The sequence below is a fragment of the Thalassobacillus hwangdonensis genome, from assembly GCF_042675915.1.
Taxonomy (GTDB): Bacteria; Bacillota; Bacilli; order Bacillales; family Halobacillaceae; genus Thalassobacillus_A; species Thalassobacillus_A hwangdonensis.
The window spans coordinates 106576-133431 of sequence record NZ_JBHTKL010000002.1; the positions used below are offsets into that span (position 1 = coordinate 106576).

The window sequence follows — 26856 nt, forward strand, 5'->3', positions numbered from 1 at the left end:
TGGTGTTCGATTGTGGAAATCAAACCAAATACTCTGGAGTGGCCGGATGCTTATAAACTGCTGATCGGTTCAGTACTGCCAAGACCGATTGCATTTGTATCGACCTGTGATGAAGATGGGAATACGAATCTAGCACCGTTCAGTTTTTTCACAGGCATCTGTGCTGATCCTTTGCTTGTCTGTTTTGCGCCGATGATCAGCAGTGCAGATGGCGAGAAAAAAGATACGCTCATCAATATTGAAAAGACGAAGGAATTTGTCATCAATGTAGTCAGTGAAGAATTCGTACAACAGATGAATGATACAGCGATCGAATATGAACCAGGTATCGATGAATTTCAGGAAGCAGGTTTCACGAAACAGGATAGTACGACAGTACGTCCTCCACGTGTGAAAGAAAGCAAAGTGCATCTTGAATGTGAACTGCATGAACTGTTGCACTTTGGAGATCAGCCTGGTGCAGGAAGCCTTGTCATCGGTAAAGTGAGACTCGTAAATGTCCAGGATGACCTATATGTGGATGGCAGGATCGATACGGAAAAACTGAATCCGATTGGCAGGATGGCCGGCCCGACGTATACGAAAGCTATTGCGAAAACCTTCCAATTGCAGCGGAAACAGGGGAAAGCATAATGAAGCTTGTCTCGTTCAAGAACTGCAGTCAGAACCTCGTAGGTGGATGGGTCGACGGAGAGCTTGTCGTTGATATGCATGAAGCTTCCGGAGGCGAACTTCCTAACCAGATTTTTACACTGATTGAAGACTGGGACGATCATGCAGACACCGTGAAAGAGCTGGCCGCACGCATCGAATTCGGGGATAAAGGCGTCTACCATGAAGCGGATGTCCAACTGCATGCACCGTTGCCAAGACCGGTAAGCTTCCGGGATTTTTATGCATTCGAGCAGCACGTTAAGACAGCTCGTGGAAAAAGAGGGCTCGACGTCGTCCCAGAGTGGTATGACTTTCCGGTGTTTTATTTTTCAAATCATCTTGCTATCAAAGGACCTCAGGACACGGTCGATAAGCCTCACTCATGTGAATGGCTTGATTACGAGCTGGAAATTGCCTGCATCATTGGAAAAGAAGGCAAAGACATCACGGTGGAAGAAGCGGAAGAGCATATCTTCGGCTACTGCATTCTGAATGACTGGAGTGCCCGCGACTTACAGCGCGAAGAAATGAAAGTCGGATTAGGACCGGCGAAGGGGAAAGACTTTGCCACTTCAATTGGTCCATGGCTTGTCACTAAGGATGAACTTGAAGCCTACCGGATCGGTGATCGTTTTGATTTGGAAATGACAGCTTCGGTTAACGGGGAGCTGCTTTCCAAAGGGAATTACAAGGATATTCACTATACGTTTGCGGAAATGATTGCGCGGGCTTCAGAGGGTGTGACGCTCTATCCTGGAGAAGTGATCGGATCCGGGACAGTCGGAACCGGCTGTATTCTTGAATTGGGTACCGACATCCATCCGTGGCTGAAGCCTGGAGATGAAGTGGAACTTGAAATTACTGGTTTAGGACAGTTGAATAATAAAATCAGAGGATAAAAGGGGGAGTGACAATGTTCTATCGTAAAATGGGAGATGTGCCGCATAAGCGCCATACCCAATTTCGAAAAGAGGATGGAACCCTCTATCGTGAGCAGGTGATGGGGACGAAAGGATTTTCCGGTACGCAGTCGATCCTTTACCATCACCACATGCCGACAGAGGTTTCAAAGGCTAGTAAAGTCGAGCAGTATTTGCCTGAATTCGAAGAACTGGATGCACTGCGTCACCGTCATTTTCTGACGCCGGAAGGAACGAAAAAGGGAGATGCACTTAGTGCAAGGACGTACACCCTAGGAAATGAAGATTTACTGATGGGAACCATGCATCTGACTGAAGCGATGGAGTCCTTCTACCGAAATGGTGACGGCGATGAAATGCTGTTCGTCCATTACGGTTCAGGTAAGATCGAGACGATGTTCGGAACGATTCACTATAAAAAAGGAGATTATGTTATCATTCCGATCGGCACGATCTATCGCGTGATTCCGAATCTGGAGGAAGACAACAAAATTTTCTTCGTTGAATCGTTCAGCCAGTTGACCACACCACGTCGTTATCGCAACGAATACGGTCAGTTACTTGAGCATAGTCCATTCTGTGAACGCGATATGCGAGGACCTGAGAAGCTTGAAACCTATGATGAAAAAGGTGAGTTCGAAGTCCTGACAAAATCGCGCGGGTATATCCATTCCCACATTTTCAATCATCATCCATTGGATGTCGTCGGATGGGATGGCTACCTTTATCCTTGGGTGTTCAATATCGCTGACTTCGAGCCGATAACAGGGCGTATCCATCAGCCGCCTCCGGTCCATCAGACGTTTGAAGGGCATAACTTCGTCGTTTGTTCATTCGTGCCTAGGCTGTTCGATTACCATCCAGAAGCAATTCCTGCTCCTTACTATCACAGTAACGTCAACAGCGATGAAGTCCTTTACTATGTCGAAGGCAACTTCATGAGCAGAAAAGGTGTGAACGAAGCATCGATCACCCTGCATCCGAGTGGAATTCCGCACGGGCCGCACCCTGGCACGACCGAGGCGAGTATCGGTAAAAAGGAAACACTCGAACTTGCAGTCATGGTCGATACCTTCCGCCCGCTGAAAATCGTCAAGAACGCCAAAGAGTATGAAGATAATAAATATATGTACACGTGGGTCGAGTGATCTCCTACGTACAGTCAAAGAGCATGGCCATCAGGTCCATGCTCTTTTTCAATTGGTTTAGTTAAATCTCGTTGAGAACTTTTAGGACCTCCTTGCTTTTATCAGACTACGGTATACGTTGATTTACAGGTCTTCAACTGCTTAAGTTTGAGAGTTATTTCTTGAAAATCATACAGAGCATGGGTCGTTCACCAAACACACAGAGGGTGGCGGGGAAACTGCGAGACTCCAGTGGGAGAAGGACCTAGGCGAGACCCCACAGGGGGTAAAACGACCGAGGAGGCTCGCCAGCTCCCCCACAGGAAAGCGAGTAGTTTCCCCGCCGCCCTTTCTACTGATTCGGTAACGCCCCTATTTCTATTAGTAAAACCACAAATCATACATGCCTCGTTAGATAAATGTCATAAAAAAGTGATTAATTTGTTGAAATTTCTAAAAATTACCCTGTTTCTTGTCGATATGTGTAGTAGAGAGAGAATTGCTATATCCAAGGATGGGGGTCCTACAATGAAAAAATGGAATACGATTAAGTTCAAATTGCCATTATTAATGGTAGTCTTATTGATCATCCCTATGACGATCGTCGGGGGTGTCGCTTATTTACAGACGGAAGTATTGGAAAAATCGGTGATTCAAAAACAAGAGCTTGAAGCTATGGATGAAGATTTTGCTGAAATATTCAATGAGTACGAACAGACGTTGGCTGAAATCAGTAACCAGGAACAATTGCAGTTCCAAACCTATGGTTTCCCGGATACGTCCGATAACTTTTCGAATATGCCAAGCGTAAACGACCCGGTCAAAACGGTCTTTTATGAGGAGTATTTATCTGAACAGGCGGAAGAAAATGAATTTGCATTGAATCTATACTTTGCTACTGAAGAACAGGGAGAGTTTTATTTATCAAACATTCCCCCTGAAGAAGTCGATTTGACGCAATTCGATCCTAGACAGCGAGATTGGTACACCAGTGCGATGGAAGCCGGAGGAGATCCGATTTGGACGGAACCATACATAGATACAGGTACTGGAAAGTCGACGATTACTCTGGCAAGAATGATGACCAACGATGCTGGTGAATCAGTCGGTGTCATCGGTCTTGATTTCAAAACGTCGATGCTGGCGGAAATGATCCGTAATGACATTTTACAAACGACATTGATTGTCACGTTGATTTCGATTGTAGTAGGTCTGGTACTCGTCTATTTGTTCGTAAAAGGGTTCAACCGTAACCTTGGTGCGATTCAGAAAGGGATGAACCGAGTAGCCGAAGGAGACCTGACGGTTGAAACGATCCATACGAAAAGTAAGGATGAAATCGGTGAGATGGTCGGCAGTTTCAATCAAATGGTTGTAAATCTGAAAGAACTGATCAGCAGTGTGATCGATACCTCTCAGCAGGTAGCTGCTTCCTCCGAGCAATTGAGTGCGAATGCAGACGAAACAGCGAAAGCGACCGAGCAGATTGCAACCTCGATCCAGGAGGTGTCTTTCGGTACAGAAGAACAGTCCTCCAGCGTGAACGAGTCTTCTGCAAGCGTATCCGAACTTTCAAAAGATATGGACCGGATTGCAGAGAGGGCGGACAAAGTGACTACGGTCTCCAATGAAACAATTGCCCAAACAGCAAAGGGAAACGATACGATTGGTCACGCCATTTCCCAAATGAAACTGATCACTGCGAATTCAGAAGAAACTTCAACGGTAATCAAGGGTCTTGAAGAGAAATCAAACGAAATTGAAAAGATCCTTTTGATGATCAACGATATTGCTGAGCAGACTAATTTGTTAGCCTTGAATGCAGCGATTGAAGCAGCAAGAGCAGGAGAACACGGAAAAGGGTTTGCGGTCGTTGCAGATGAAGTGAGGAAGCTAGCGGAACAATCCGGAGATTCTACCAAGCAGATTTCAGCGATCATCCAGGAAATTCAGGAGAACACTATGAAGGCAGTAGACTCGATCCAATCCGGCAATGATGCTGTAAGGACAGGTACTGAATTGGTGAATGAAGCTGGTGGATCGTTTGATGATATTAAACGATCAGTAGATTCCATCGCTGATCGTATGAGTGAAGCATCCCGTTCCATCGAGCAGATGAAGGCCAACACCGCCAATCTGGTTGCATCGATGGATAATGTATATGAAGTGACGGAGCGGACGTTAGGCTACTCCCAGGACGTAGCGGGAGCGGCAGAAGAACAGACGGCTTCGATTGAAGAAGTGTCATCAGCTACTACCGTACTGGCTGAGATGGCACAGGACCTTCAGGATCTGGCGAGAAAGTTCAAAATATGAAAAAAAGATGTTTCCAGGGCGACTGGAAACATCTTTTTTATTTCGGTTGGTATGCGTTAAGGATTGCTTTGATTGCCTCATCACCAAATCCCTCTGAAAATTCGAGTTCGTGAATCTGGTTGGAGATTTCAGTGTGGACGATTACATGTTCACCATGCTTGTAGCGTGTGAACGTCTGACCATTTATCTTCATACTGCCGATGGCTTCATGTTTGTGTGTCGTATGGTACTCGGGTTTCATGTTGGTAGCCAAGTCAGCTCGGTATTGATGGATATGGACCGTTCCAGTATCTCCTTCCTTATGTTCAAGGGAGGAAGCATAGACCTGGTGAACGACCTTACTTTCAGGATTGAATTCAAGTTCAGTCAGTGTCACACCCGGGACATCGTACAGCGAATAGAAAGAAGATATCTTGTAAAGGATGTTCTGATAAACTTCCTTCAGCTTTTCCTGATCGTCATGAGCGGAAAAGACGCTTGTGTGGAATGGTGTCACACCAACACTTTGTTGCTGCTCCTTGAATTCAGAAAAAGATGCCACTGTATCTTCGACTGCCTGATTAGAAAAACGGGTGGCCACCTCGACTTCGTGTTCGGCATTTTCATGAACGACCGCAAGCGGTGTATGCTTGTATAACGCTTCTGCCGTGGTCCTCGCAGGTATATCCGCAGCTGAATGAATATCAGTTCCAGCTGTGTCAGGGTAATACTGGAGTAATAACAAACTGCAGGCTGCCACTACAGGAACGGCAGTCAACCGTTTCACCCATCTCCCACGTTTTTGGGCAGGGGATGCAGCGTGGACAGCATCCATGATGTTCTGGATATTCTGCTCGTCAAAATCGACTTTGCTATATTTCACTTGTTTGTTTGATTTTTTCAGTCTTCGATCGAGTAGATCACTCATTCAAAAAGCTCCCTTCTGAGGTCAATTGATGCTGGAGTATCTGTCGGGCTCTTCGGAGTCTCGTTTTCACCGTATTTGGACTGACTTTCATCATATGTGCCAGCTCATTTATATCGAACTCTTCGTAATAATAAAGAACGATCACTTCACGGTATTTGTCTTCGAGTCTCAGTACTTGCTCCATCAATTGATGATCTTCGCTCTTATGGATGACTTCCTTTTCAGGAGTGTCGTCGGAAGAAGGTATATAGTTGAATGGGTTCGCTTTGCTGACAACCCTGCGTATGTAAGAACTTTTCAGATGATCCTTGCATGCATTGATGGCGATTTTATACAGCCAGGTTTTTATGGATGATTGGCCCATGAAAGAATCATATTTCATATGTGCTTTGATGAACGTTTCCTGCGTTATATCTTCCGCGGTTGAATGATCCTTGACATAGGAATAGGCTAGCCATTTAATGTCATGGCCGTACTGGCTGATCCATGATTCGATCAATGCTTCAGTATCATAACGTTCATTCGTATCGTAGGTGTATGGATGGTGCAGCTTTTCTTTCTTGATCATTTTGTTCCACCTCATTGATTAGACGACACTCCCTTCGTTCAGGTTTGAATGAATCTACTCTATGAAAATACTAACACGTAATGGTAAAAGTTGTAAGGTTTCCTGGGGAATCTTAAACGGATATTTTCATTCATCATATTTTCACATTTGGAAGATAAGATGGGGGGAGTAGATGCGGAGGTAGTTGATGTGATAAGTTCAATCGTTTTATCACCAGTGATCGGAATGAGGATTGGGGCTGTGATTTTTGCCATCTTATCTTTTTGGTTGTTTGACCCATCGCCGGTAAGTAGAAAGAAACAGAAGCTGGATGAATTCCTGTCAGTGATAACCACCTTCATTCTCTTGTTCTGGGCGATGAAGCTTGTAACCACATTCCCTTTGGTTCTGGAATACCCGCGTTCAGTCTTATCCTATCCAAGCGGCTCTACAGAATTGTATTTTGCTGTAGGCATCATGCTTATCCTCTCCATCAGGAATTACTTCAAAAATAAAGGTGCAACTGTCTTCACCTACGCTTGGTGGATTCTGTTTGCAGGAGCTCAGTTTTACTACCTGTTTTTTGAAGCGGTGTTCGGCGGGCATCTGGATCTGGTACATATGGCCATAGCGGTCTGCTTTTTTGTCGGCTTGGCTTTGTTCAAACGCACTTATATCATTGTCTTGTCCATGTTCTTGGTGGTAAGTGTTGTTTCTTTTTTCGGAAGTCCTTTAGAGGTAATAGGACAGCGTGTTCATGCAGGTTTCTATCTATCTCTTTTTATTGTCAGTGTCTTGATTGAAATACATAGAAGAAGGAGTGCAGGTTGATGGGTGCTGTTGCAGATTTATCGATTTGGGTGGCGTTCGGTGCCGGGGTGATTTCCTTTTTATCCCCATGCACGCTGCCGTTGTTTCCGGCGTATTTGTCGTTCATCACTGGAATGAGCGTGAAAGAAATCCAAGGGGATCAAAGGCCGGGGGTAAGGAAAAAGATACTGCTCCACTCGGTCTTCTTTCTCGTTGGAGTATCGACGATTTTCATCAGTCTCGGCATAGGTGCCTCTTACTTAGGAAGCTGGCTGCAAAGTCTGATGACCGGACAGTCCGGACTGTTATTCCAGCGGATTGCAGGAGTGTTTATCATTGCAATGGGGCTCTTCGTAGGTGGCTGGCTGAATTTCAAGTGGTTGATGAAAGAAAAACGGTTCATGAAAAAACGATCCTCTTCCATCGGTTATGCAGGTACGGTTTTCGCCGGGATGGGATTTGCAGCAGGGTGGACGCCGTGTATCGGGCCGATTTTTGCATCCATCCTAATGCTCGCAGCTTCTGAACCGACCCAGGGTATCTTCTACACCATCCTTTACGTCATCGGTTTTTCTGTACCGTTTCTTGCCTTTTCAATCTTTGTGGGATCGACGAGGCTGGTGTTGAAGTACAGCAATGTGATTATGAAAAGTGGAGGAGCCATCATGGTAGTAATGGGTGTGCTGCTCTATACCGGGCAGATGGCGCGTATCTCTAATATCCTGCTGCAGCTTGTACAAGATACGTGGCTTGCGAATCTTGGGACTTTATTTTTTTAAGGGGGAAATCCATTGAAGAAATTCATTCTATTGGTGGTAGTAGCAGCGATGTTTGCATGGGCTGTCTATGATAATATGAGTAACAAAGAAGAATCAACTTCAAGTGAAGATGATCCATCAGGAACTAAAATGGTAGCAGAAGGACCTTCCACCGGTGAAGCGGATATCGGACTGGATAAAGGACAGACCGCACCTGATTTCACGTTGGAATTGCTCTCAGGTGAAACGGTAAGCTTGTCCGATTACCGAGGAAAGAAAGTGATGGTCAACTTCTGGGCAACGTGGTGCCCACCTTGTCGTGCTGAAATGCCGGACATGGAAAAGTTCTATAATGAAACGGAAGTCGAAATCCTGGCAGTGAACCTTACTGCTACTGAGTCCGATCCATCTAACGTCGGTGCGTTTGCAGAGGAGTTCGGGTTGAGCTTCCCGATTTTACTGGATAAGAATTCAGCAGTAGCTACAACGTATCAGATTCAACCGGTACCTACATCCATTTTTATTGATGAAGAAGGAAGGATTCAGTCCATTGCTCTAGGGGCAATGAATTATGACATGATGATCCAACGTTACGAAGATCTTTAGGAGGTCTTGAGCCTTGCGTCCAACGGTAATGATTGTGGAAGATGACCAGAAAATATCGAATTTGATTAAATTATATTTGGAGAAAGACGGGTACAATGCCGTACAAGCGTATGATGGGAAAGAAGCGAAGCAGCTATTCCTCGAACATGACCCGTGCCTGGTGATTCTCGATCTGATGCTGCCTTTCATCAGCGGAGAGCAGTTTCTGGAATGGGTCAGAGGAAGAAATGCAGAGGATCCTGCTGTCATCATTTTATCTGCCAAAGCCCGTACCCACGAAAAAATCAATGGTCTCCGACTCGGTGCAGATGATTATATGACGAAACCATTCAGTCCGGAAGAATTGATGGCACATGTAGAAGCGGTTCTTCGCCGTACGGGTAGAATGTGTCAAAAAATCGCACATAAGGGGCTGGTGATCAAACCGAGAAAAGGGGAGGTCCTGCTTGACGGTGAACATGTGGAACTGACCAATTACGAGTTCAACCTGCTTTATCTTCTGATGGAACATCCTGGACAAGTGTTTACGAGAGAACAGTTATTGGCAAGGATCCACCCGAACGATGAAGCGGAAATCATGACAAGAACGATTGATGCCCATATGAAAAAACTACGCAGGAAAATTGAAAAGGATCCGTCCAAGCCTTCAAGGATCATTACAGTCAGAGGAATGGGGTACAAGTTCATTGATTCATAAATGGAAAGAATGGCTGACATCAAGAATATGGATCAGGCTGACAATCATCAACATCATGCTGCTCGCTGTTTTCATTCTGTTCAGCGGTCTCACCATCTATAATGCAGCCTGTATGCTCGCTGATGATATCGGGAATATGGAAGCGGCTAATGAATTCTCTTTCCGGTCTACATTGCTCGATTATTTTTGGGTGATCAGTGTGCTTACAGTTCTTGTCGGCAGCCTTATTTATATGCAGGTGATCCGAAGAGGATTAAAACCCATCCGGGAGCTGGTTCATTCGATGGAGCGCCTGAAATCCGGAGAGTATCCGGAAATATTGAAGAACAACTCGAAGGATGAAGTCGGTCAGCTTGTCAGTCACTTCAACCATCTAATCATACGATTACAGGAGAATGAAGAGACGAGGAACCGTCTGATCAGTGATATGTCCCACGAATTGAGGACGCCACTTTCCAATCTTCAGGGTTACCTGGAAGCGCTCAATAAAGGTGTCATTCAAGGCGATCCTGCAATTTATCAGTCTTTAAGCGAGGAAGTGGAGCGGGTCACCGGACTCGTCCAGCAGCTGGATGTCATTAAACAATGGGATGCAACCACCTTTGAATCGTTCACATCGATGGAGAACGCGGATATCAACGAGCTGTTGCATCAGGCTGTCCAGCTGTTCTCGCTGGAATTTGAAAGAAAAGGGATCACATATGATGTAGATGCGACACACGAACAGTTGTGCATTCATCGCCAGGGGATGCTCCAGGTTCTAAGTAATCTGCTAAGCAATGCAATTGAATATTACGGTGGAGAAGGACCTGTCCGGATCAAAGGAGAAAGCGAGCAGGACAGATACGTGATAACTATCTCAGGAACTGGGAAGTACATCCCGCCTGAAGACAAAAAGCGTATCTTCGATCGGTTATATAGAGTTGATCCATCACGTGCCCGTACCACTGGCGGGTCAGGGCTTGGTCTTGCCATCAGTAAAGAAATTGTCGAGCGCCATGATGGAACGATCAGCCTGATTACGGATGGAAGGTATCACCGCTTTGTCATCCGTCTTCCTTTTGGAGAGGATACTTGAAAAGAAAAGGCGTTTTTTCTCGAGGAATGAAGCATAATTGAACATTTTATGGTATGATTATGATGATATGAAAATAAGCTAAGATAGACCGCAGCTGCAACTGCGGCCTTCGATATCGATTCCCCCAGGGGATCGGCCATTCAGAATAGACCTCTCCCAATCAACTTGTCCAAGGGTTAATCGGGAGGTCTATTTTTTATTGGTCATTTTTATGACCAGGGTGAGTAACGTAATGATAAAGGTGCCGAATGCAAGCATCACCATCAGGACTTCATACGTACCCATAGGCATCACCCCCTTTTTTACAGATGTGGGGTTAGCCGACCTTGCCCGATAAGAACGATATCTATGTACAAGGATACCACATTTTACATAAAACTAGAACATGTGTTCGTAAAATGATTAAAAAAGAGTACGAACAAGGTCCAAAGTCCCTGCACGAACGATTGGATTATAAAAGAAGAAAGCCCAAACAATCCATTTGCGACTGTTCGGACTTTCTTTTTTATTTGCTCTGTTAAATGACCGCGTCTTTGGAGGATGTTTTTGCAGAACTTTTTGCATCTGGGAAGATCAGACTGAAGACGATTCCGAAAAATGCTGCAATGAAAAAGGTCGTGAACCTTGATGTGATGATGGTATCAAGTGGAGTACTGATCCATAGTGCTGTAAAGACAAATCCGGAAATGATGGTAGCGACTACTCCAATTCCCGAATATCTTTTCCAGAAAAATGTTAATATGATGGCGGGTGACAACGTACAGCCGACTCCTGCCCACGCCCAGCTCACTACAAGGTAAAGGAGTGATTCGGATACAAGCGCAATCACCATCCCAATCAAACCACAAACGACGATGACGATTCGGGAAGCGCGAACTAATTGTTTTTCACTAAGGTTCAACCCTAGAGCTTTATGGAGAATATCTTCACTGACAGAACTTGTAACGACTAGTAGCTGGGAATCTGCTGTAGTGATGATCGCTGCGAGAATTCCGGATAATAAGAGTCCTGCGATCCATGGTGGCATCAATTCCATCACCATAAATGGAAGGATCGTTTCTACATCTCCAAATGAACCTTGACTGTAAATGGTGATCGCAGTGATTCCGATCATGAATGCTCCGCCGTAAGCGAGTATGGTCCAAATGATGGCCACGATGCTTGCGGTGTTGGCTTCTTTCTCATTTTTCAATGCCATGAAACGCGCACTCAATTGTGGTTGACCACCAAGAAAGCCGAAAAACCAGGAGAAGTTATTGAAGAAGAGTACACCGATTGCAAATCCTGTTGCTCCCCCGAACCAGGCATCATGCGTGTTTCCTGCATCCGTCAGTGCTGTTGTAATCGAGAGGTCGTTGGCATTGATATAGAAGAGCGCTACGATAGGAAGGGCAACAAGGGTGATGAGCATCATGATACTTTGGATCATATCTGTCCAGACGACAGAAATGAACCCTCCAGTAAATGCGATGACGATGATGACGACAGTTGCCAGGATGATTCCGGTCGTTTGATTTAAGCCAAACGTTGTGAAAAGCATTTTACCGGCACCGGCCATTTGAGCGCTGATATAAAACATCAGGAAGCTGCTGATCAGGATGGTTGCCAACCAGCGGATCAGGTTGGCGTGGGCTCCGAATCGCACAGCCAGGTAGTCAGGAAGTGTCAATACGTCATATTTGTCCCGTTCTATCATGAATTTCTTAGCCAGGAATAACCAAGCGAAAACGATACCAAGTGCTATCCCAGCAGCAACCCATATACCAGACAATCCTGTGGTAAAAACAAAGCCCGTGTATCCTAATAACAACCAAGCCGATTCACCGGTGGCACGCTCGGAAAAAGCAAGCGTCCAGCCGGGAAGTTTCTTACCTCCCAATAAAAAAGAGGAATGATTGATATCGGTACGACTGAAATAAAAACCAATTCCTAGAATCACAAGGCAATACAACACAAATTCCACTGCAATAATTGTATTCATGATAACCTCCTCATTTTTGAAACCGCTTACAAATTAAAGGTCGACGGAATCACCTATATTCCGTTCCCTGGCAGCCTCATACACGTTACGCGCAACAAAGGCATCGAACAAAGCCATGCCCGTGGATTTAAATAGAATCGTATCCTGATTTTCGGGATGCATCAATTCACCCGTTACAATTTTTGAAAAAGGGATGATGCTATCTTTTGAAAGCCACCCTGCAGATAGTGGGGTTATGAGGTCGCCGGATTCATGGATGGCGTCCTCGCTGTCGATGTAGATGGAGGGACAAATATCATAAGCAGCTTTAGGGAATTCCTGCATCGAAGGTTGAAAAGAGCCGATTCCTACAATCAGCTTTCCTTCAAGCAAGCTTGCATCATCCGGGAGTACAGGTTCGTTGGAGGAAGTCGCGGTGATGATGATATCTGCCTGTCTGATCGCTTCTTCGGTTGTCTTTGCATGGTGGATGGCGATGTCCTTTCCCAGAGCTTCCTGTAACCTTCCGATGAAAGCGGGGACCTTTTCAGCGGAGCGATTGAACAAGTAGATATCAGTCAATGTGCGCTCTGCGCATGCAGCCAGTAATTGAAAGTATCCTTGTACTCCTGTGCCGATCAATGCTGCGGATGATGCCTCTTGTTTGGAAAGGTGACGGATGGCAGAGCCGCCAATAGCACCAGTGCGAATCCCTGTCATATAAGCGCCGTTCATCATGGCAAGAGGCGTCCCGTTTCTTCCATCATTCAATAAAACGACGCCCTGAATGACCGGTGTATCCTTGTTGTCCGGGTAGACCGTCACAAGCTTGTTGCTAAGATACTCATCGGTAAAACAGGGCATCATCAAATATGTGTTTTCTCCATGTTGCACATGAGCCCGGGTGGGCATTTGATAGGTGTTGTTTTCATAACAGCGATAGGCATCATCGACCGCATCAATGACCTCTGACATGCCGATTGCCTGTCTGATATTCTGTTCGTTCAATACCAACATGATTGTTCACCTCCATTAAACAATTGCTCCTTCGACCACAAGGTTCTTTTCTGCGAATCTCTCAATCCTGAGAGGGGAGAGATCGAGGGTGTGGTAGCGCTGATGCAGAATCAGTTCTGCCAATCCTTTTCCTACTGCCGGAGCCTGCTGCATCCCATGGCCGCTGAACCCACATGCCATGTAATAACCAGCCACTTCCGGATGCCCCCCTATAATGGCGTTTTGGTCTTCTGTATTGTGGCTGTACAGGCCAGCCCATCCGCTTGTAACTTTGGCGCGCTCAAAGTTCTTTACCCGGTGAGCGAGTATCGGCCATAGCGTTTCAAGGAAGAAAGATCGCTTCCAATCAAAGTTGAAACTAGGGGTGACGGGCTCTGAGTATCCTGCAATCAGTTCATCTCCTTCATGTCGGAAATAAACGCCTGTTGGATCGATTGTTAAAGGAAGGGGCTTGGATAAGGGCTCAGCTATGTCGAATTTGATGACCTGCCGTTTAAGTGGAATGACAGGGACCTGTACACCGAGTTGACTGCTCAATTGGGCAGCCCATGGACCTGCACAGTTGACGACGATCGGAGATTGATAGACATCCCCAGAAGTAGTCCGAACACCGGTTACCCGTGACTTGTCTTTCGTGATTTCTGCTACTCCATCGTAAATATAGGTAGCCCCAAGCTGTTTGGCTTTCTTTATGTAGCCCTGCATGACGGAGTATGGATCAAGGTACCCATCTTCATGACAGTACAGTCCGTACGTCAAATCTTCTGTGTTCAGTTCTGGTATGATGTCCAGCAAGTCTTTTTCCTCTAACAGCTGGGAGGGAACACCGTATTTCTGCTGTCTTGCTTGTTGTTCTTCAAGTGAAGTGCTGGATGGGGAGTCGGAAAGGAATAAGTATCCTCGTTGTTTGAAGTCGATCATTGCAGGTTCGCCATCTATTGCCATATCTTCAGGGAATGACTCGTATTTTTTTAAGCTGTAACGACTGATCTGGATGTTGACGTCGGTCGTGAACAGCTGACGGATCCCTCCGGCACTTCTAGGAGTGGAAGCGAATTCGTACATTTTATCCTTTTCAAAGACGAAAACGTCACCGTCATACCCCTCTTTCAACAGGTGGTAGGCAACACTCGATCCCATTACACCTCCTCCGACGATGATAATGTCTGCCTTGTGTGACATATAGACATCCTCCTTCCTTTGAGCTGCTTATTACCTTTATATACGTTGGAGGGATAGAAAGTCCATGTGCAAATTACATAAAAAGGGAATAGATAGGATTGGAATATTCAAAATAATCAGTATAATTGGAAATAGATAGACATGCAGTTAAGTTGGTGGGGAGGAGGAAGTGGCCTGTGGAGAGTTATAGGCAATTTGCACAAAACCTGATCAATGAAGCCTCAGAAATTTTATCCTTTCCGATCAGCTTGACGGATGATGAAGGGATGATTATCGGTTCAACTGTAAAAGAGAGAATAGGGACTTATCACTCTGCATCCATTGAGGTCATTAGGGAAAAACAGCCTGTCTGCTATGAAGAAGCGGATGTGGAAGGGATGCCAAACGTGTACCCGGGTGTTGCTGTTCCGTTGATTTTTGAAGAAGAAGCAATTTGTGTGCTTGGCATTGTGGGTAAACCGGCGGAAGTCCTTCCATATGCAAAGCTTGTGAAGCGGTATGCGGAGATGGTATGGCATGAAACGTACCAGAATCGATTGGAAACGCTCGAAGCGAAGAAAATCGATACCTTTGTCCAGCACCTCTTATTCGATCCAGAGCCAGATGTTGCTAGAATAGAAGATTATTGTAATTTGTTGGGTATCGAAGCGAATGTGCCGCGTTGTTGTATCATTATAGAAATCAATGGACAGCAGAAGGGGAGGGAAGTGGCGTTACATGAATCGTTGACCAGCCGCCAGGCATATCGGAATGAATGGTTGAAGGAGAACATAAGCAGGACGTTATGCAACCATGATCAAGACCTGATGACTCAGCTGAATGCAGAGCAATTACTTGTATTCAAGGGTGTTGGGGATTCAGGAAGCGGGAGGCTGAAATCAATTGAATCCGAGTGTCAGAGCCTGATCGAATCGCTTCATTCGAATGGATGGGATCAAGTGGAAGTTTCCATTGGAGATGTGAAGCGCACGATTGGAGACATCGGTTCCTCTTACCATAATGCCAAACATTTGATGGAAGTGGGGAGGAGACTGCAGGTCCCTACTATGATTTACTCTTTTCATGATTGGGGACTGCTTCTTCGCATGGTTCCTTTTTATATCGAACCTTTCCTGAAGCGGAAATTGATCAATCGTCTGGAGCATTTGGTAGGGCACGATGATTTCCAAGTCCTGGCGCAGAATTTCTTCAGCTATTGTGAAAACAATATGAATGTGAGTAAAGCGGCGCGTGAATTATATATTCATCGCAATACGCTCATCTATCGACTCGGAAAAATCGAGGCACTGACGGAACTCGATCTGAATTCGTTCGAACATTGCACCATTCTGTATCTTACTTTGAAGAATACTGGTGTACATCTCGAACATGGAAGATAACAGGGTATTAGGTCAAGTAGTAACAGCGAAGTATGTTGGCGAAGCGGAGGCGAAACAATTGATCAATAAGAAGGACCCGATACAATTCCAATGATTGTAGCGGGTCCTTTTGATATGTTCGAGATTTTTAAGTGGATTTCGTTTCTCTTGAAGATGGTTTGATCGAGTCGAGCCGGTGCAGTAGACCGACGCCGAAGTCGGCATTCACTTCCGGATAATTTTCGTTGAAAATGCTCCTGGAGGACTCATATGCAGCCGATCCATGCTCGGAAAAGTCAAGACCTGCAATCTCCTCTTCCCTGGAAACTCTGATACTTGTAAAGCGGGTGATCAGGAAGAGGGAAAGAGCTGTAGTCCCCATTGTCCACACGATGACAGCCAGTACGCCTGCAGTTTGAATTCCGAGAAGACTCAGGCCATCCCCGTAAAATAGTCCGCCCTCTACAGAGAAGAACCCGATTGCCAATGTACCCCAGATCCCGCAGATTCCATGGACGGCGATTGCGCCTACAGGGTCATCAACCTTCACTACCCGGTCAAAGAATTGAACAGCTTCAACAAGTATGAGGCCAGCGACAGCACCTATGATGATTGCGCCGATCGGAGACACGTTGGCACAACCTGCTGTAATACCTACCAAACCTGCCAATGCTCCATTTAAAGTAAGTGAAGCGTCAATTCGTTTAAACTTCAACTGAGAGTAGAGTGCTGCTGCAATGACTGCTGTTGAAGCGGAAAGCAATGTCGCTACGATAACCTGAGGCACAAGTGTTGGGTCGGCCGCCAGCGTGCTTCCGCCATTAAAACCGAACCAGCCGAACCAAAGAATGAACACACCCAACGCCCCGAGGGGGATATTGTGACCTGGAATTACGTTGACCCTTCCGTTGGTGTATTTCCCGATTCTTGGTCCGAGGAAGAGGACGGTGACCAATGCACCGAGTGCTCCGGTGAGATGGACAACTGTGGAACCTGCGAAATCGACGAAGCCTAGTTCACTCAACCATCCGCCGCCCCACACCCAATGTCCGACTACCGGATAAATGAATCCGGTAATCAACACAGTCAACAATAAATAAGCTCCGAGCTTCATGCGTTCAGCAACAGCACCTGAGATGATCGTGGCACATGTCGCGGCGAATACAGCTTGGAAAATGAAGAAGCCGATGTCTGATTCCTTACCGATCAGGAAGAAACCATCTGCACCGAACAATCCTTCAGCACTTGCTCCGAACATAATTCCATATCCAAGCACGAAAAACAAAACAGAGGCGATCGAAATCGTCATCATATTTTTCATCAGTATATTCAACGCATTTTTCGATCTCGTAAACCCTGTCTCCACCATTGCAAATCCTGCATGCATGAAAAATACCAGAAAAGCAGCGAGCATAACCCAAATCATATCCACAGAACTGATGACCGCCTCTAGTTCTGTGTTCGCCTGTGCGTGTGAAATGGTAGGAATTCCGACAAGACCAGCAAATAAAATCGCAATTTTCTTTTTCATAGATACGCATCCCTTCAAATTTTTAAATTAACGCCGTTCTTCCTTGTTCGCCAGTACGAATCCGATAGACTTCTTCAATGGAAGAAACAAAAATCTTCCCGTCACCGACTTGATCGGTACTGCATGTGGAGAGGATGATATCGATGATCGTGTCAGCCTGGTCATTATCGACGACAAGCTCTACTTTCACTTTGGGGTACAGCTTTATCTCGAATTTACTTCCTCTGAAAATTCCTTCCTGTCCTTGCTGTTGGCCACAACCAGCTACTTCAGAAACCGTCAATCCTCCGATTCCTTCATCATCCAGTCGTTGTCGCAGTGCTTGAAAAGCTTCCGGACGAATAATTGCCTCAATCTTCTTCATTACTCCAACCCCTTATGTTAGGTTTTATAACATCATATGTAATATAATAGTGAAAAGTTTCTGAAAAATCAACCTATTTAAAAATTTATGTTAGAAAACCTTACATGGCGATTCGTAAAAAAAGAAGTATTGCTCCGGAGAACAATACTTCATTATCACTTAAAGGTCATCGAATCCGTTTTCATCTGATACCTTCGTATATTGTCTTGATTTCTGTTCAAAGAAATCGGATTTACCTTCGTCAACGTCCTGATATACTTTTATCCATCTTAAAGCATTTCCTGTATGCTCAGGGAAGGGCTTTTCTGCGCCGAGCTGTTTGCACCGCTTATTTGCCATGAAATAAATATAGGATTTCAGATCTTCAAACGGAATCCCAGGAAAGGAAGTGCCGATGATGCTTTCTGACCAAAGGATTTCAAGCTCCGCCGCTTTCGAAAACGTCTTTGTTACAAAGTTATGGTAATAGTCCTTGTCCAATTCCGGATGCTCATTCAATGTCTCTTTGAAAATATTCGCAAACAATGTGACGTGCAGCTGTTCGTCGCGATTGATGTAATTGATCATCGTACTCGTGGACACCATTTTTCCGTTCCTGGCTAAATTATAGAAGAACGCAAATCCAGTATAGAAAAACAAGCCTTCCAGTACGACATCATATACGATCGATTTCAGGAAGTGATCCAAGGATGGATCGCGTACGAAGTCCTCATATCCTTCCGCTATGAAATTGTTCCGTTCCTTGATGATCGGATCATGCTTCCAAAAATCGAAGATCCGTTCCTGCTCCTGCTGTTCTACTAGGGAAGACAGTACATAAGAGTAGGATTGATTATGGATGACTTCCTGGAAAGCCAGCACCTGCATCAGCGCAGATAGACTGGAGTCCGTCAGATGATCTGCAATTTTACCGGAATAATCCGTCTGAATCGAATCAAGAAAAGCCAATAATCCTATGATTTTCTTGAATGTATCCTGCTCCATTTCCGATAACTGACTCCATTGCTTTAAATCTGTACCCATGTTGATTTCATCGGGCACCCAAAAGTTCGCCAGCATGTTTTTGTACATGGGATATGCCCAGGAGAATCGAATATCGTCCCAGTTGAGTACGTTGGAGCTCTTCCCATTTACTATTCCGGTTGATGCGTTAGGAGCATCGTAGTCGATCAGCTTACGTGTTTTCAATGATTCCATCGTTGAACCCTCCTTAAGATGAGCAGCTTTCGCATTCATAGTCCGTGTTTTGTCCAGAGGTCGATCTAGTATAATAAGTCGTCTTCAGCCCGTTTTTCCATGCGGAGAGATGCAATTCCAACAGCTCTTTGGCTTTGATTGAATTTTTCACGTAAAGATTGAATGAAATCGATTGGTCGATATACTTCTGTCTTATTCCATTCGTTTTGATACTTGCGAATTGATCTGTTTCATGAGCAGCTTTGTAGTACCAGAATGTCTCCTCATTCAAATCAGGGGCTGTGACTGGTATTTTATAATCCTTTTTCTCTTCGGCGTAAGCCTTTCTGTAAATGGGATCGATACTGGCCGTACTACCTGCAATCAACGATGTGCTCGCATTCGGGGCAATGGCCATCAAGTAACCATTCCGCAATCCGTCTGTTTGTACTTGGTCTTTCACACCTTCCCAATCCAACTTTCCTTTCTTAGTCAGCTGCCTTTTTTCGAAGTAAGCTCCAGTATGCCAATCCGATCCTTCGAACATTGGGTAGGATCCTTTTTCTCTTGCCAGATCGGCGCTCGCTTGTATCGTAAGAAAATTGATGGTTTCATAAAGTTCCTCGGTAAGCGTGTTCGCTTCATCTGACTCCCATTTGATTTTCTTCTTGGCGAGCAGGTGAGCCCAGCCGAATGTTCCAAGCCCGATTCCGCGGTATTTATGATTCGTGACTGTTGCCTGCAATACCGGGATGGTGTTTCCGTCAATGACATTATCCAGCATACGCACCTGGATAGGGATGAGTCGTTTTAGAATCTTTTCTTCAGCAGCTCTTCCGAGATTGATGCTGGAAAGGTTGCAGACGACGAAATCACCTGGTCGTTTAACCGAGTAAATCAGACCTTCCGAAGTGAAATAATCCTCCTGGATGGTTGCGGATTGATTTTGTGTGATTTCTGTACATAGATTGCTGCAGTAAATCATTCCTGCCTGATTGTTCGGATTCATTCGGTTGACTTCATCTCGATAGAACATATACGGGGTTCCCGTCTCTAACTGACTGATCATGATGCGCTTCATGATGTCGATGGCAGGAACGGTATTCCTGGAAAGGAGAGGGTGGTTCACGCAGGCCTCGTACTTTTCGCGGAAACTGCCATTCCCTTTTTGTTCATCGTAAAAGTCCTCCAGTGAAAATCCCATCACTTTCCTTACTTCATGGGGATCAAACAAATGCCAGTCTTCTCTGTTTTCCACTGCCTCCATGAATAGATCCGGGATACATACGCCTGTAAAGATATCATGTGTACGCTGCCGCTCATCGCCATTATTCAATCGGCTGTCCAGGAACGGGAAGATATCTTTGTGCCACACATCGAGGTACACAGCTACCGCACCCTGGCGCTGTCCTAACTGGTCGACACTGACAGCGGTATTGTTCAACTGTTTCATCCAAGGAAGCACACCTGAAGAAACACCTTTGAACCCTTTAATGTCACTGCCTCTGCTTCTGATTTTTCCGAGATAGACACCTATCCCGCCGCCGTGCTTGCTGAGCGTAGCGATGGAAGTGTTGCTGTCAAAGATTGATTGCAGGTCATCTTCGACCGTATCGATGAAACAGGAGCTTAGCTGCCCGTAAGTTTTACCTGCGTTCGTAAGCGTGGGTGTAGCTACTGTCATATATAGATTACTCAAAGCCCAGTAAGCTTCTTTGACGAGAGAGATTCTTTTCTCGTCATTCTCTTTTGCCATCAAGGTCATCGCGATGATCATGAAACGTTCTTGTGGAAGCTCCAGTAATGCTTTTTCTTTATTTCTGGAAAGATAACGGTCCGTTAACGTTTTCAAACCGATATAGGTGAAAAATGTATCTTTTTCGGGATCTATTACTTTTTCTAACGCTTGCACATCCTCGGTGGAGTAGGTTTCCAGAAGGAAGGGGCTGTAGATTCCTTCGTTGATCAAACGTTTGATCAACGTGTGAAATCCGGTGTACACGTATGACTGATTCCTGTTTTTCTTCGTTTCTTCATAAATCTTGGTGCGTAACAAATCCGCTGCTACGAACGTCCAATCTGCCTCCCTCTCATTTATGTAGGACAGTGTTGTAAGTGTGAGCAGATGAATTTGCTCTTCAAATTCCAGTTCCTCCAAGTTCATGTTCGTCAGTTCCTGTTTAAAGGGCGCTGTATCCAGGGAAGGAAACCTCTTTTGCTGCACGTCGATCCAATCCGACCACCTTGCTTGAGGTGCTGCTGTCAATGTATTCACAATAAATCACTCCTTGAAATGTTTTTAGGCAATAAAAAAATCCGCTCCCATTGAGCGGATGAAACCATGGAATAATAAAGATGAATCGATCATCAAATACAAACGTATTATCCCATCGTTTCACCTTCTCAATCCCCGAAGAAGTAGAAACTTCCAACGAACAGTGACAGGTCTCCTGACTCACACCTTCATCTACTTCGACCCTTCCCGTACATGTTGTGTACAGTGGTTTGTCGGTTCGGCGGTGATTACAGTTGCGGGGGCAGTTCCGGATTTGCACCGGCTTCCCTATTAAGCCTATAGGCATCACATGCTCGCTTTACTATATATAGATGTTAAATTCGAAATGATTGATATATATTGTGTCACCTATGATATATCTTTTATTGATAGACTGCAACCGTTATTTTTGAATAGAAGGGTTTTCGCTAAAAGGAGCGAATAAGGAAACAGAAGGATGACAAGGAGGAATACGGTTTGACGGATAATTTTCAATGGCATAGAGAAGCAGAACGGAAATGGGATGAACGAGCCGATTTCTGGAATCAGAAAAGTAAAGCAATGTGGGATGAAGGAAGCAGAAAAACGATCATCCCTTTTCTTGAGAAGCATGTAGCAAATGGATCGTCTGTTGCTGATATCGGCTGTGGCGATGGATACGGTTCCTATAAACTATACAAAGACGGGTATCACGTTACAGGTGTAGATATTTCGACTGAAATGGTCGAGCTTGCAAAAAAGAGACTCGAAAATGAATCGATGACATTCATTCAGGGGGATTTCGTTGATCTTCCATTTGAAGCGGAGAGCTTTGATGCGGTGATGGCGATCAATTGCATTGAATGGACGGAAGTACCCGTACAGGCGCTTAACGAGGTGAAGCGGGTGCTTAAGCCAGGTGGGAAGTTATGTATCGGAATCCTGGGACCGACCGCAATGCCGAGGACGAACAGTTACCGGAGGGTTTTTGGTGAAGAGGTAATCTGCAATACGATGATGCCTTGGGAATTCGCCTCGATGGCAGAAGAAACAGGCTGGCGGATTGTTGATGGACATGGTGTATATAAACGTGAAGTCACGGAACAGCACCTTGAAGACCTCCCGGAAGAACTGAAACAAGCACTGACATTCATGTGGGTATTCATACTTGAAAAATAATCGCCCCCGCACATTTGTCTGTTTATTCCTGCAGAGGTTAAGGGAAACTACCCATATAGTTCATATAATGAAAGGGGTAGTTGAAGTTGAATCAGCAAGAATTGAAAGATAAGATACTTGATGTGTTAAGTGGAAATAAAGTAGGAACACTGGCGACGGTGAAAAATGACAAGCCACACTCCAGGTTCATGACGTTTTTCAATGACGGGCTCACCATCCATACACCTACAAACAAAAAAACGCACAAAGCGGAAGAAATCGATGCAAATCCATACGTTCATATTCTGATCGGGTATGAAGGAGAAGGATACGGCGATGCCTACCTTGAAATCGAGGGGAAAGCGACGATCAGAGACGATGCAGAAGTGAAGGAGAAGCTCTGGAGTGACAGGATGAAACGCTGGTTCGACGGTCCGAACGATCCCGAATATATCGTTTTGGAAATTGCGCCTGAGCAGGTTCGTTTGATGAACGCAGGAGAAGATACACCTGAAACATTGGAACTTTAACTAAAGAGAGGCTTTTTTGGCCTCTCTTTTTGTGTGCAGTTTTTTTCTGGCGAAAATGAGGACTAATCTGGCGATACTCAGCGTTAATCTGGCGAAAATCTGAATTAACTGGCGATAGTCGCAACTAATCTGGCGAACGTCAAAATCCAACTAGATTCGACACATCCACCATCCGCCATCAAGCGTGAAGCGAGTGTTGGATCATTTCGTGAAGCACATTGATCACATGTTCATCATCATGCGAGTAATAAATTGACGTACCTTCCCGGCGTGACTTCACCAATCGAAGGTTTTTAAGAAAACGTAACTGGTGGGAGACAGTAGATTGGCGAAGCTCTAATCGGTCGGCGATTTCTGTCACCGGATATTCTTTCTCGAATAATAAGTTCAATATCCTAATCCTTGTAGGATCGGATAACGCTTTGAATGTCTGGGATACGAGGAATACCGTTTCCTCATCCAATTCATTGGAATGATTTTCATCCATCTTCTGTTCCCCCTTGTTTATCTTTTTCCAACATCGAACAGTATTCATCTTCATATTCAATCTCAATGGTTATATGATCGAGGTGGATGTCTTTGATGATTTCCTTTATCTGTTCTTTTACGTTGCAGACATCATCTTTACCAGCATCTCCGGAAACGACGACGTGAGTGGAAAAAGCGTGATGATCCCCGTCCAATGACCACATATGGGTATGGTGGGTAGAGATAACACTTTCCAGATTCGTCATTTTTGCGATGATATCCTCCAAATCGATGTTGTCAGGTACAGCCTCAAGGAAAAGTCGCATCGTTGAAACCAGATTTTTCACTACGTTGTACAGGATGAAGAGCGTAATACCGATGGACGCAATCGGGTCGAGGATCGGCAGGTCGGCGAAATGCATCACGATACTTACAACCAATACTGCAACCCAGCCTAATACATCTTCCAGCAGGTGCCAGGTCATGACTTTGGAGTTCATTGATGATCCTCCTCGCAAACGGAAAACAGCGGCTCCGTTCACGATGATTCCAAGGATGGCAAGAGCGATCATGCCTGATGTATTCGGCTGTTCAGGATTCAACAGACGTGGAACGGCTTCTGTCAGGATGAAGACAGAGCCGACAATGAGTACGACACTGTTGATCAAAGCTGCCAGCAGGGAAAACCGTCGATAACCGAAGGAAAATGTATCGGATTTACCTTTTTTAGAGTACTTCTCGAGGAACCAGGCTAAACCGAGGGAAAGTGAGTCTCCAAGGTCATGCAGTGCGTCAGAAAGGATCGCCATACTATTTGTCAGGATTCCTCCGACGATTTCAATGATCGTAAAGAAAAAATTCAATAGAAAAGCGACTTTGATATTGCCGCTCGTATCGTGATGATGATGGTGGTGATGAGACATAGGATTCGACCTCCTTTTCGTTATAATATGTATATATGAATATGTGTGCATATATAATGATAAATATGAGAATGTTTTTTGTCAAAAATATTCTGTCATTCCCTTTTGCAATAGCGATTCGATTCCTATATGCTGTAGATACCTTATTATTCTAGGTAGGTGAAAAGATGTTCAATCGTGAACTCGTAAAAGGGAGTACTTCATTGCTGGTACTGCACTTGCTCAATGATCGCGACATGTACGGTTATGAACTTGTCAAGCAGATGGACAGCAGGAGCAACCATACCTTTCAGGTGAAAGAGGGTACGCTTTATCCAGCGCTTCATAAACTTGAAAAACAAGGCTACATTGAATTCTATTGGCAGAAACAGGAGAAAGGACCTGCAAGAAAGTATTACAGAATCACCGATGAAGGGAAAAAGGTTCTGCAAGAGCGTACGAATGAATGGCACCGTTATGTTCAGGTAATGAATCAATTGATTGGCAGAGATTCTTCATAAATCAAGCAAAGCGCTCGATCAATCCTTGAGCAATCATTCCAATAAACAGCTCCAGTAGACTGAAAAAATTTTGTCTATATACATAAAAATACTATGTATTTTGCTGGCTATAATTATAAAGTCCCTGACATCCATGACCTTAAGAGACGACAATGGGTCTTGAATGACAAGGACTCCTGGCAGTCTTATAATGTAATAAAGCAGAGAGTGGAAGAAACAATTCGAATATCTTCCACTGGAATGAAAGCTGGGAGGTGTAAAGGATCGAAGTGAAACAGGAATACATCCAGATGGAACGAAAAATTGAACAGGGTAAGCAGCTATATCTCAAAAAGACACATGAAATCGTCATCAATGAACATGAAATCACATCAGAGAATTATCGTTTCAGCCTTCATCAAGTATATGACGTCTCATTCAAATCTACGGAAAATGAGACAGGGCTGTTATACTTGCATACTAACCAGGGAGTATTGACATACGTAATGGAAGACTACCCTGAAGCATTCATCAAGGCTTTCAACAAATTAAAGGAACGTCATTGATTTTCCTCGATCTTCAATAGGCTCTTCTCGAGATTGTAGTAGCTTTTGATCTTGTTTGTATGAAATGCCAGTGTATAAAGCCTGCTTAACAGGAAGTGGCGATCAAGGTCATAAATGAACTCGGTCGATATATGGTCGACGGTATTGCAAGCGAATTCCCAGATCCGATCGTGCTTCGACTCGTCAATATTCTGTGCGACCAAACCGAGTACTGAAATGATTTCCGTAATGATCGGATAATTATCCTGGGCGTAATGGCGAATGTAGCCGAATCCCCTGTAAAGGTAGTAACTGAAATCTTCGGACTCCATCACCACTCGTACATGGTGGTCCTGATCTCCGAGGTAAGGAGTGAAGGAAATGTAACTCTCAACGGAAACGAGCAGTTCTCCCATTTGATGAATCGTGTTGATTGCGGTTTGTGGATCATTATTCCCTAATCCTTTGATGGCAATTTCAGAAAGCTTCGTCATCCCCATCTTGATATCCTGCATTTCTGTTTCCTTATGTCCGATCTCGATCATCTTACAATACTTCATCTGATCGATGTTCTCGATCGAAGGTCCCCAGTAGGAAAACAGTCGGTTCCCTTTAAGGATGAAATCTCCGACCTTTGCATGCATCTGGATGATGATCCCATCTTTTCTTGCGCTTTCAATGATGTTCCGATAATCAATAATTTGCAGATAGCCGGATTTCACAGCTTCCGTCGTATGTTTATTTTCCATATGTTCTTCCAGGAGGCTTCCTGGCGATTCGATGCGATATCTTTCCAGTTCATTTTTCAATGATTCTTGGACGATGCGTTTGGAGGTAGTGTTCATCGAATAAGTGATATTGTGGACCTGCATCCATGTTGTTGCATGGTTGATGAAATAGATGAAGGTCATCGCAGTGAAAAATGCTAGTCCTACTGTGGTCAAAGGTATGGCCGTATAATAGGATTCCGGACGATTGGCTATGAAAAGGAATACAGCAAGCACATAAACGAAACTACCGTTAAATATGCCGAGTGCGTGCTGAGTGTTTCGGTCTGAAATGAAATTCAACAGCATCCGTGGAGAGAACTGGCCACTGAACGTAGTCAGAACCACAAGCACGGAGTTCAGCGTGAAGGCACTGAGCGTCAATATCCCGCCAATCAGTGTGCTGACCAGAACCCGGGTAGATTGTGCCTCGGATTGAAAGAAAGTGTGGGTGTACTGAAAAATCTCCACTTTCAGGTCCAGGAACAGGGTGATGGCGACCAACACTAGCGAACCAAGTACATAAACGAGCGGCATATACCATAATGTGTTCTGGATCTCATGCTTTCGCTGCCGCCTGGACATTTCAAAATATTTTCTCAATGAAATGGGGAGTAATTTAAGAATCAATAGGAAGACCTACTTTCTGATTATTATTGCTATAAAATAATCTATCTGTCACTTCCCATTTACTTTGCCCGTAAAACTGGAAAATGAAGCGGAA

The 26856-nt window shown here is 44.8% G+C and carries 27 protein-coding genes and 1 riboswitch; of the genes, 14 read left to right on the forward strand and 13 right to left on the reverse strand.

The genetic code is table 11. The features are described from left to right. Positions 1-12 precede the first annotated feature (12 nt). The 4 genes from ACFQ2J_RS08445 to ACFQ2J_RS08460 all read left to right on the forward strand — a co-directional run bounded on the left by ACFQ2J_RS08445 (position 13) and on the right by ACFQ2J_RS08460 (position 5017). Positions 13-633, forward strand: coding sequence for a flavin reductase family protein (locus ACFQ2J_RS08445; protein ID WP_386058702.1), 621 nt, complete (start codon positions 13-15; stop codon positions 631-633). Further along, positions 633-1553 carry a fumarylacetoacetate hydrolase family protein gene (locus ACFQ2J_RS08450; RefSeq protein WP_386058704.1) on the forward strand — a complete coding sequence of 307 codons (921 nt, stop codon included), beginning with the start codon at positions 633-635 and terminating at the stop codon, positions 1551-1553. The genes ACFQ2J_RS08445 and ACFQ2J_RS08450 overlap by 1 nt, the downstream gene beginning before the upstream one ends. A gap of 8 nt (positions 1554-1561) precedes the next feature. Beyond that, positions 1562-2722, forward strand: coding sequence for a homogentisate 1,2-dioxygenase (locus tag ACFQ2J_RS08455; protein WP_386058707.1), 1161 nt, complete (start codon positions 1562-1564; stop codon positions 2720-2722). A 507-nt stretch (positions 2723-3229) separates the two neighbouring features. After that, positions 3230-5017: a methyl-accepting chemotaxis protein gene (locus ACFQ2J_RS08460; protein ID WP_386058710.1), complete on the forward strand. Its 1788-nt coding sequence runs from the start codon at positions 3230-3232 to the stop codon at positions 5015-5017. A 37-nt stretch (positions 5018-5054) separates the two neighbouring features. Here the strand turns inward: ACFQ2J_RS08460 and ACFQ2J_RS08465 are convergent, their stop codons facing one another. Beyond that, a complete protein-coding gene (locus ACFQ2J_RS08465) occupies positions 5055-5924 on the reverse strand; it encodes a hypothetical protein (RefSeq protein ID WP_386058713.1) in 870 nt (289 codons plus the stop codon). After that, positions 5917-6492, reverse strand: a complete 576-nt coding sequence (locus ACFQ2J_RS08470) for a sigma-70 family RNA polymerase sigma factor (RefSeq protein ID WP_386058715.1) — start codon at positions 6490-6492, stop codon at positions 5917-5919. The genes ACFQ2J_RS08465 and ACFQ2J_RS08470 overlap by 8 nt, the downstream gene beginning before the upstream one ends. Before the next feature lie 189 nt (positions 6493-6681). On the opposite strand from ACFQ2J_RS08470, the gene ACFQ2J_RS08475 reads away from it, so the two are divergent. From ACFQ2J_RS08475 to ACFQ2J_RS08495, 5 genes are read left to right on the forward strand one after another with little or no spacing between them, the layout of a single operon-like run. Further along, positions 6682-7302, forward strand: coding sequence for a hypothetical protein (locus tag ACFQ2J_RS08475; RefSeq protein WP_386058717.1), 621 nt, complete (start codon positions 6682-6684; stop codon positions 7300-7302). Beyond that, positions 7302-8060: a cytochrome c biogenesis CcdA family protein gene (locus ACFQ2J_RS08480; protein ID WP_386058719.1), complete on the forward strand. Its 759-nt coding sequence runs from the start codon at positions 7302-7304 to the stop codon at positions 8058-8060. Before ACFQ2J_RS08475 ends, ACFQ2J_RS08480 begins: the two co-directional genes overlap by 1 nt. Before the next feature lie 12 nt (positions 8061-8072). Next, entirely contained in the window at positions 8073-8645 is a 573-nt protein-coding gene (locus tag ACFQ2J_RS08485; RefSeq protein WP_386058722.1) for a redoxin domain-containing protein, read from the forward strand. A 13-nt stretch (positions 8646-8658) separates the two neighbouring features. Continuing rightward, entirely contained in the window at positions 8659-9342 is a 684-nt protein-coding gene (locus ACFQ2J_RS08490; protein WP_386058725.1) for a response regulator transcription factor, read from the forward strand. Further along, positions 9332-10420, forward strand: coding sequence for a sensor histidine kinase (locus ACFQ2J_RS08495; RefSeq protein ID WP_386058727.1), 1089 nt, complete (start codon positions 9332-9334; stop codon positions 10418-10420). Before ACFQ2J_RS08490 ends, ACFQ2J_RS08495 begins: the two co-directional genes overlap by 11 nt. 189 nt (positions 10421-10609) lie before the next feature. Here ACFQ2J_RS08495 and ACFQ2J_RS08500 read toward each other — a convergent pair whose 3' ends face one another. From ACFQ2J_RS08500 to ACFQ2J_RS08515, 4 genes are all read right to left on the reverse strand, one after another. After that, positions 10610-10705, reverse strand: coding sequence for a putative holin-like toxin (locus ACFQ2J_RS08500; protein WP_386058730.1), 96 nt, complete (start codon positions 10703-10705; stop codon positions 10610-10612). Positions 10706-10937: 232 nt separating this feature from the next. Beyond that, positions 10938-12401, reverse strand: a complete 1464-nt coding sequence (locus ACFQ2J_RS08505) for a sodium/proline symporter (protein ID WP_386058732.1) — start codon at positions 12399-12401, stop codon at positions 10938-10940. A gap of 33 nt (positions 12402-12434) precedes the next feature. Next, complete coding sequence (locus tag ACFQ2J_RS08510; protein ID WP_386058735.1) at positions 12435-13397, reverse strand: ornithine cyclodeaminase family protein; 963 nt, start codon at positions 13395-13397, stop codon at positions 12435-12437. A 15-nt stretch (positions 13398-13412) separates the two neighbouring features. Continuing rightward, positions 13413-14579, reverse strand: coding sequence for an NAD(P)/FAD-dependent oxidoreductase (locus ACFQ2J_RS08515; RefSeq protein WP_386058738.1), 1167 nt, complete (start codon positions 14577-14579; stop codon positions 13413-13415). A 176-nt stretch (positions 14580-14755) separates the two neighbouring features. On the opposite strand from ACFQ2J_RS08515, the gene ACFQ2J_RS08520 reads away from it, so the two are divergent. Then, a complete protein-coding gene (locus ACFQ2J_RS08520) occupies positions 14756-15958 on the forward strand; it encodes a CdaR family transcriptional regulator (RefSeq protein ID WP_386058741.1) in 1203 nt (400 codons plus the stop codon). Between the two features lie 127 nt (positions 15959-16085). On the opposite strand, the gene ACFQ2J_RS08525 is transcribed toward ACFQ2J_RS08520, so the two are convergent. From ACFQ2J_RS08525 to ACFQ2J_RS08540, 4 genes are all read right to left on the reverse strand, one after another. Then, complete coding sequence (locus ACFQ2J_RS08525; protein WP_386058744.1) at positions 16086-17468, reverse strand: ammonium transporter; 1383 nt, start codon at positions 17466-17468, stop codon at positions 16086-16088. A gap of 22 nt (positions 17469-17490) precedes the next feature. Continuing rightward, positions 17491-17832 carry a P-II family nitrogen regulator gene (locus tag ACFQ2J_RS08530; protein WP_386058747.1) on the reverse strand — a complete coding sequence of 114 codons (342 nt, stop codon included), beginning with the start codon at positions 17830-17832 and terminating at the stop codon, positions 17491-17493. A 159-nt stretch (positions 17833-17991) separates the two neighbouring features. After that, the gene (locus ACFQ2J_RS08535; protein ID WP_386058750.1) at positions 17992-19029 is read right to left on the reverse strand and encodes a ribonucleotide-diphosphate reductase subunit beta; all 1038 of its coding nucleotides are present in this window, start codon (positions 19027-19029) and stop codon (positions 17992-17994) included. Between the two features lie 13 nt (positions 19030-19042). Further along, entirely contained in the window at positions 19043-21274 is a 2232-nt protein-coding gene (locus ACFQ2J_RS08540; protein WP_386059046.1) for a ribonucleoside-diphosphate reductase subunit alpha, read from the reverse strand. A 157-nt stretch (positions 21275-21431) separates the two neighbouring features. Then, positions 21432-21610: riboswitch (cobalamin riboswitch) on the reverse strand. 114 nt (positions 21611-21724) lie between these two features. On the opposite strand from ACFQ2J_RS08540, the gene ACFQ2J_RS08545 reads away from it, so the two are divergent. After that, complete coding sequence (locus tag ACFQ2J_RS08545; RefSeq protein ID WP_386059049.1) at positions 21725-22441, forward strand: class I SAM-dependent methyltransferase; 717 nt, start codon at positions 21725-21727, stop codon at positions 22439-22441. A gap of 86 nt (positions 22442-22527) precedes the next feature. Beyond that, positions 22528-22950: a pyridoxamine 5'-phosphate oxidase family protein gene (locus ACFQ2J_RS08550; protein WP_386058753.1), complete on the forward strand. Its 423-nt coding sequence runs from the start codon at positions 22528-22530 to the stop codon at positions 22948-22950. A gap of 178 nt (positions 22951-23128) precedes the next feature. On the opposite strand, the gene ACFQ2J_RS08555 is transcribed toward ACFQ2J_RS08550, so the two are convergent. Beyond that, a complete protein-coding gene (locus ACFQ2J_RS08555; RefSeq protein ID WP_386058756.1) occupies positions 23129-23437 on the reverse strand; it encodes an ArsR/SmtB family transcription factor in 309 nt (102 codons plus the stop codon). After that, positions 23430-24341, reverse strand: a complete 912-nt coding sequence (locus ACFQ2J_RS08560; protein ID WP_386058759.1) for a cation diffusion facilitator family transporter — start codon at positions 24339-24341, stop codon at positions 23430-23432. Before ACFQ2J_RS08560 ends, ACFQ2J_RS08555 begins: the two co-directional genes overlap by 8 nt. 167 nt (positions 24342-24508) lie before the next feature. On the opposite strand from ACFQ2J_RS08560, the gene ACFQ2J_RS08565 reads away from it, so the two are divergent. Together ACFQ2J_RS08565 and ACFQ2J_RS08570 are read left to right on the forward strand one after the other, a co-directional pair. Further along, positions 24509-24841, forward strand: coding sequence for a PadR family transcriptional regulator (locus ACFQ2J_RS08565; RefSeq protein WP_386058762.1), 333 nt, complete (start codon positions 24509-24511; stop codon positions 24839-24841). 290 nt (positions 24842-25131) lie between these two features. Further along, positions 25132-25386 (forward strand): hypothetical protein, encoded by a 255-nt coding sequence (locus ACFQ2J_RS08570; protein ID WP_386058765.1) that lies wholly within the window; start codon positions 25132-25134, stop codon positions 25384-25386. Here the strand turns inward: ACFQ2J_RS08570 and ACFQ2J_RS08575 are convergent. Beyond that, positions 25380-26762: a DUF2254 domain-containing protein gene (locus tag ACFQ2J_RS08575; protein ID WP_386058768.1), complete on the reverse strand. Its 1383-nt coding sequence runs from the start codon at positions 26760-26762 to the stop codon at positions 25380-25382. The two genes, ACFQ2J_RS08570 and ACFQ2J_RS08575, sit on opposite strands and share 7 nt — an antisense overlap. Between the last annotated feature and the right edge of the window lie 94 nt (positions 26763-26856).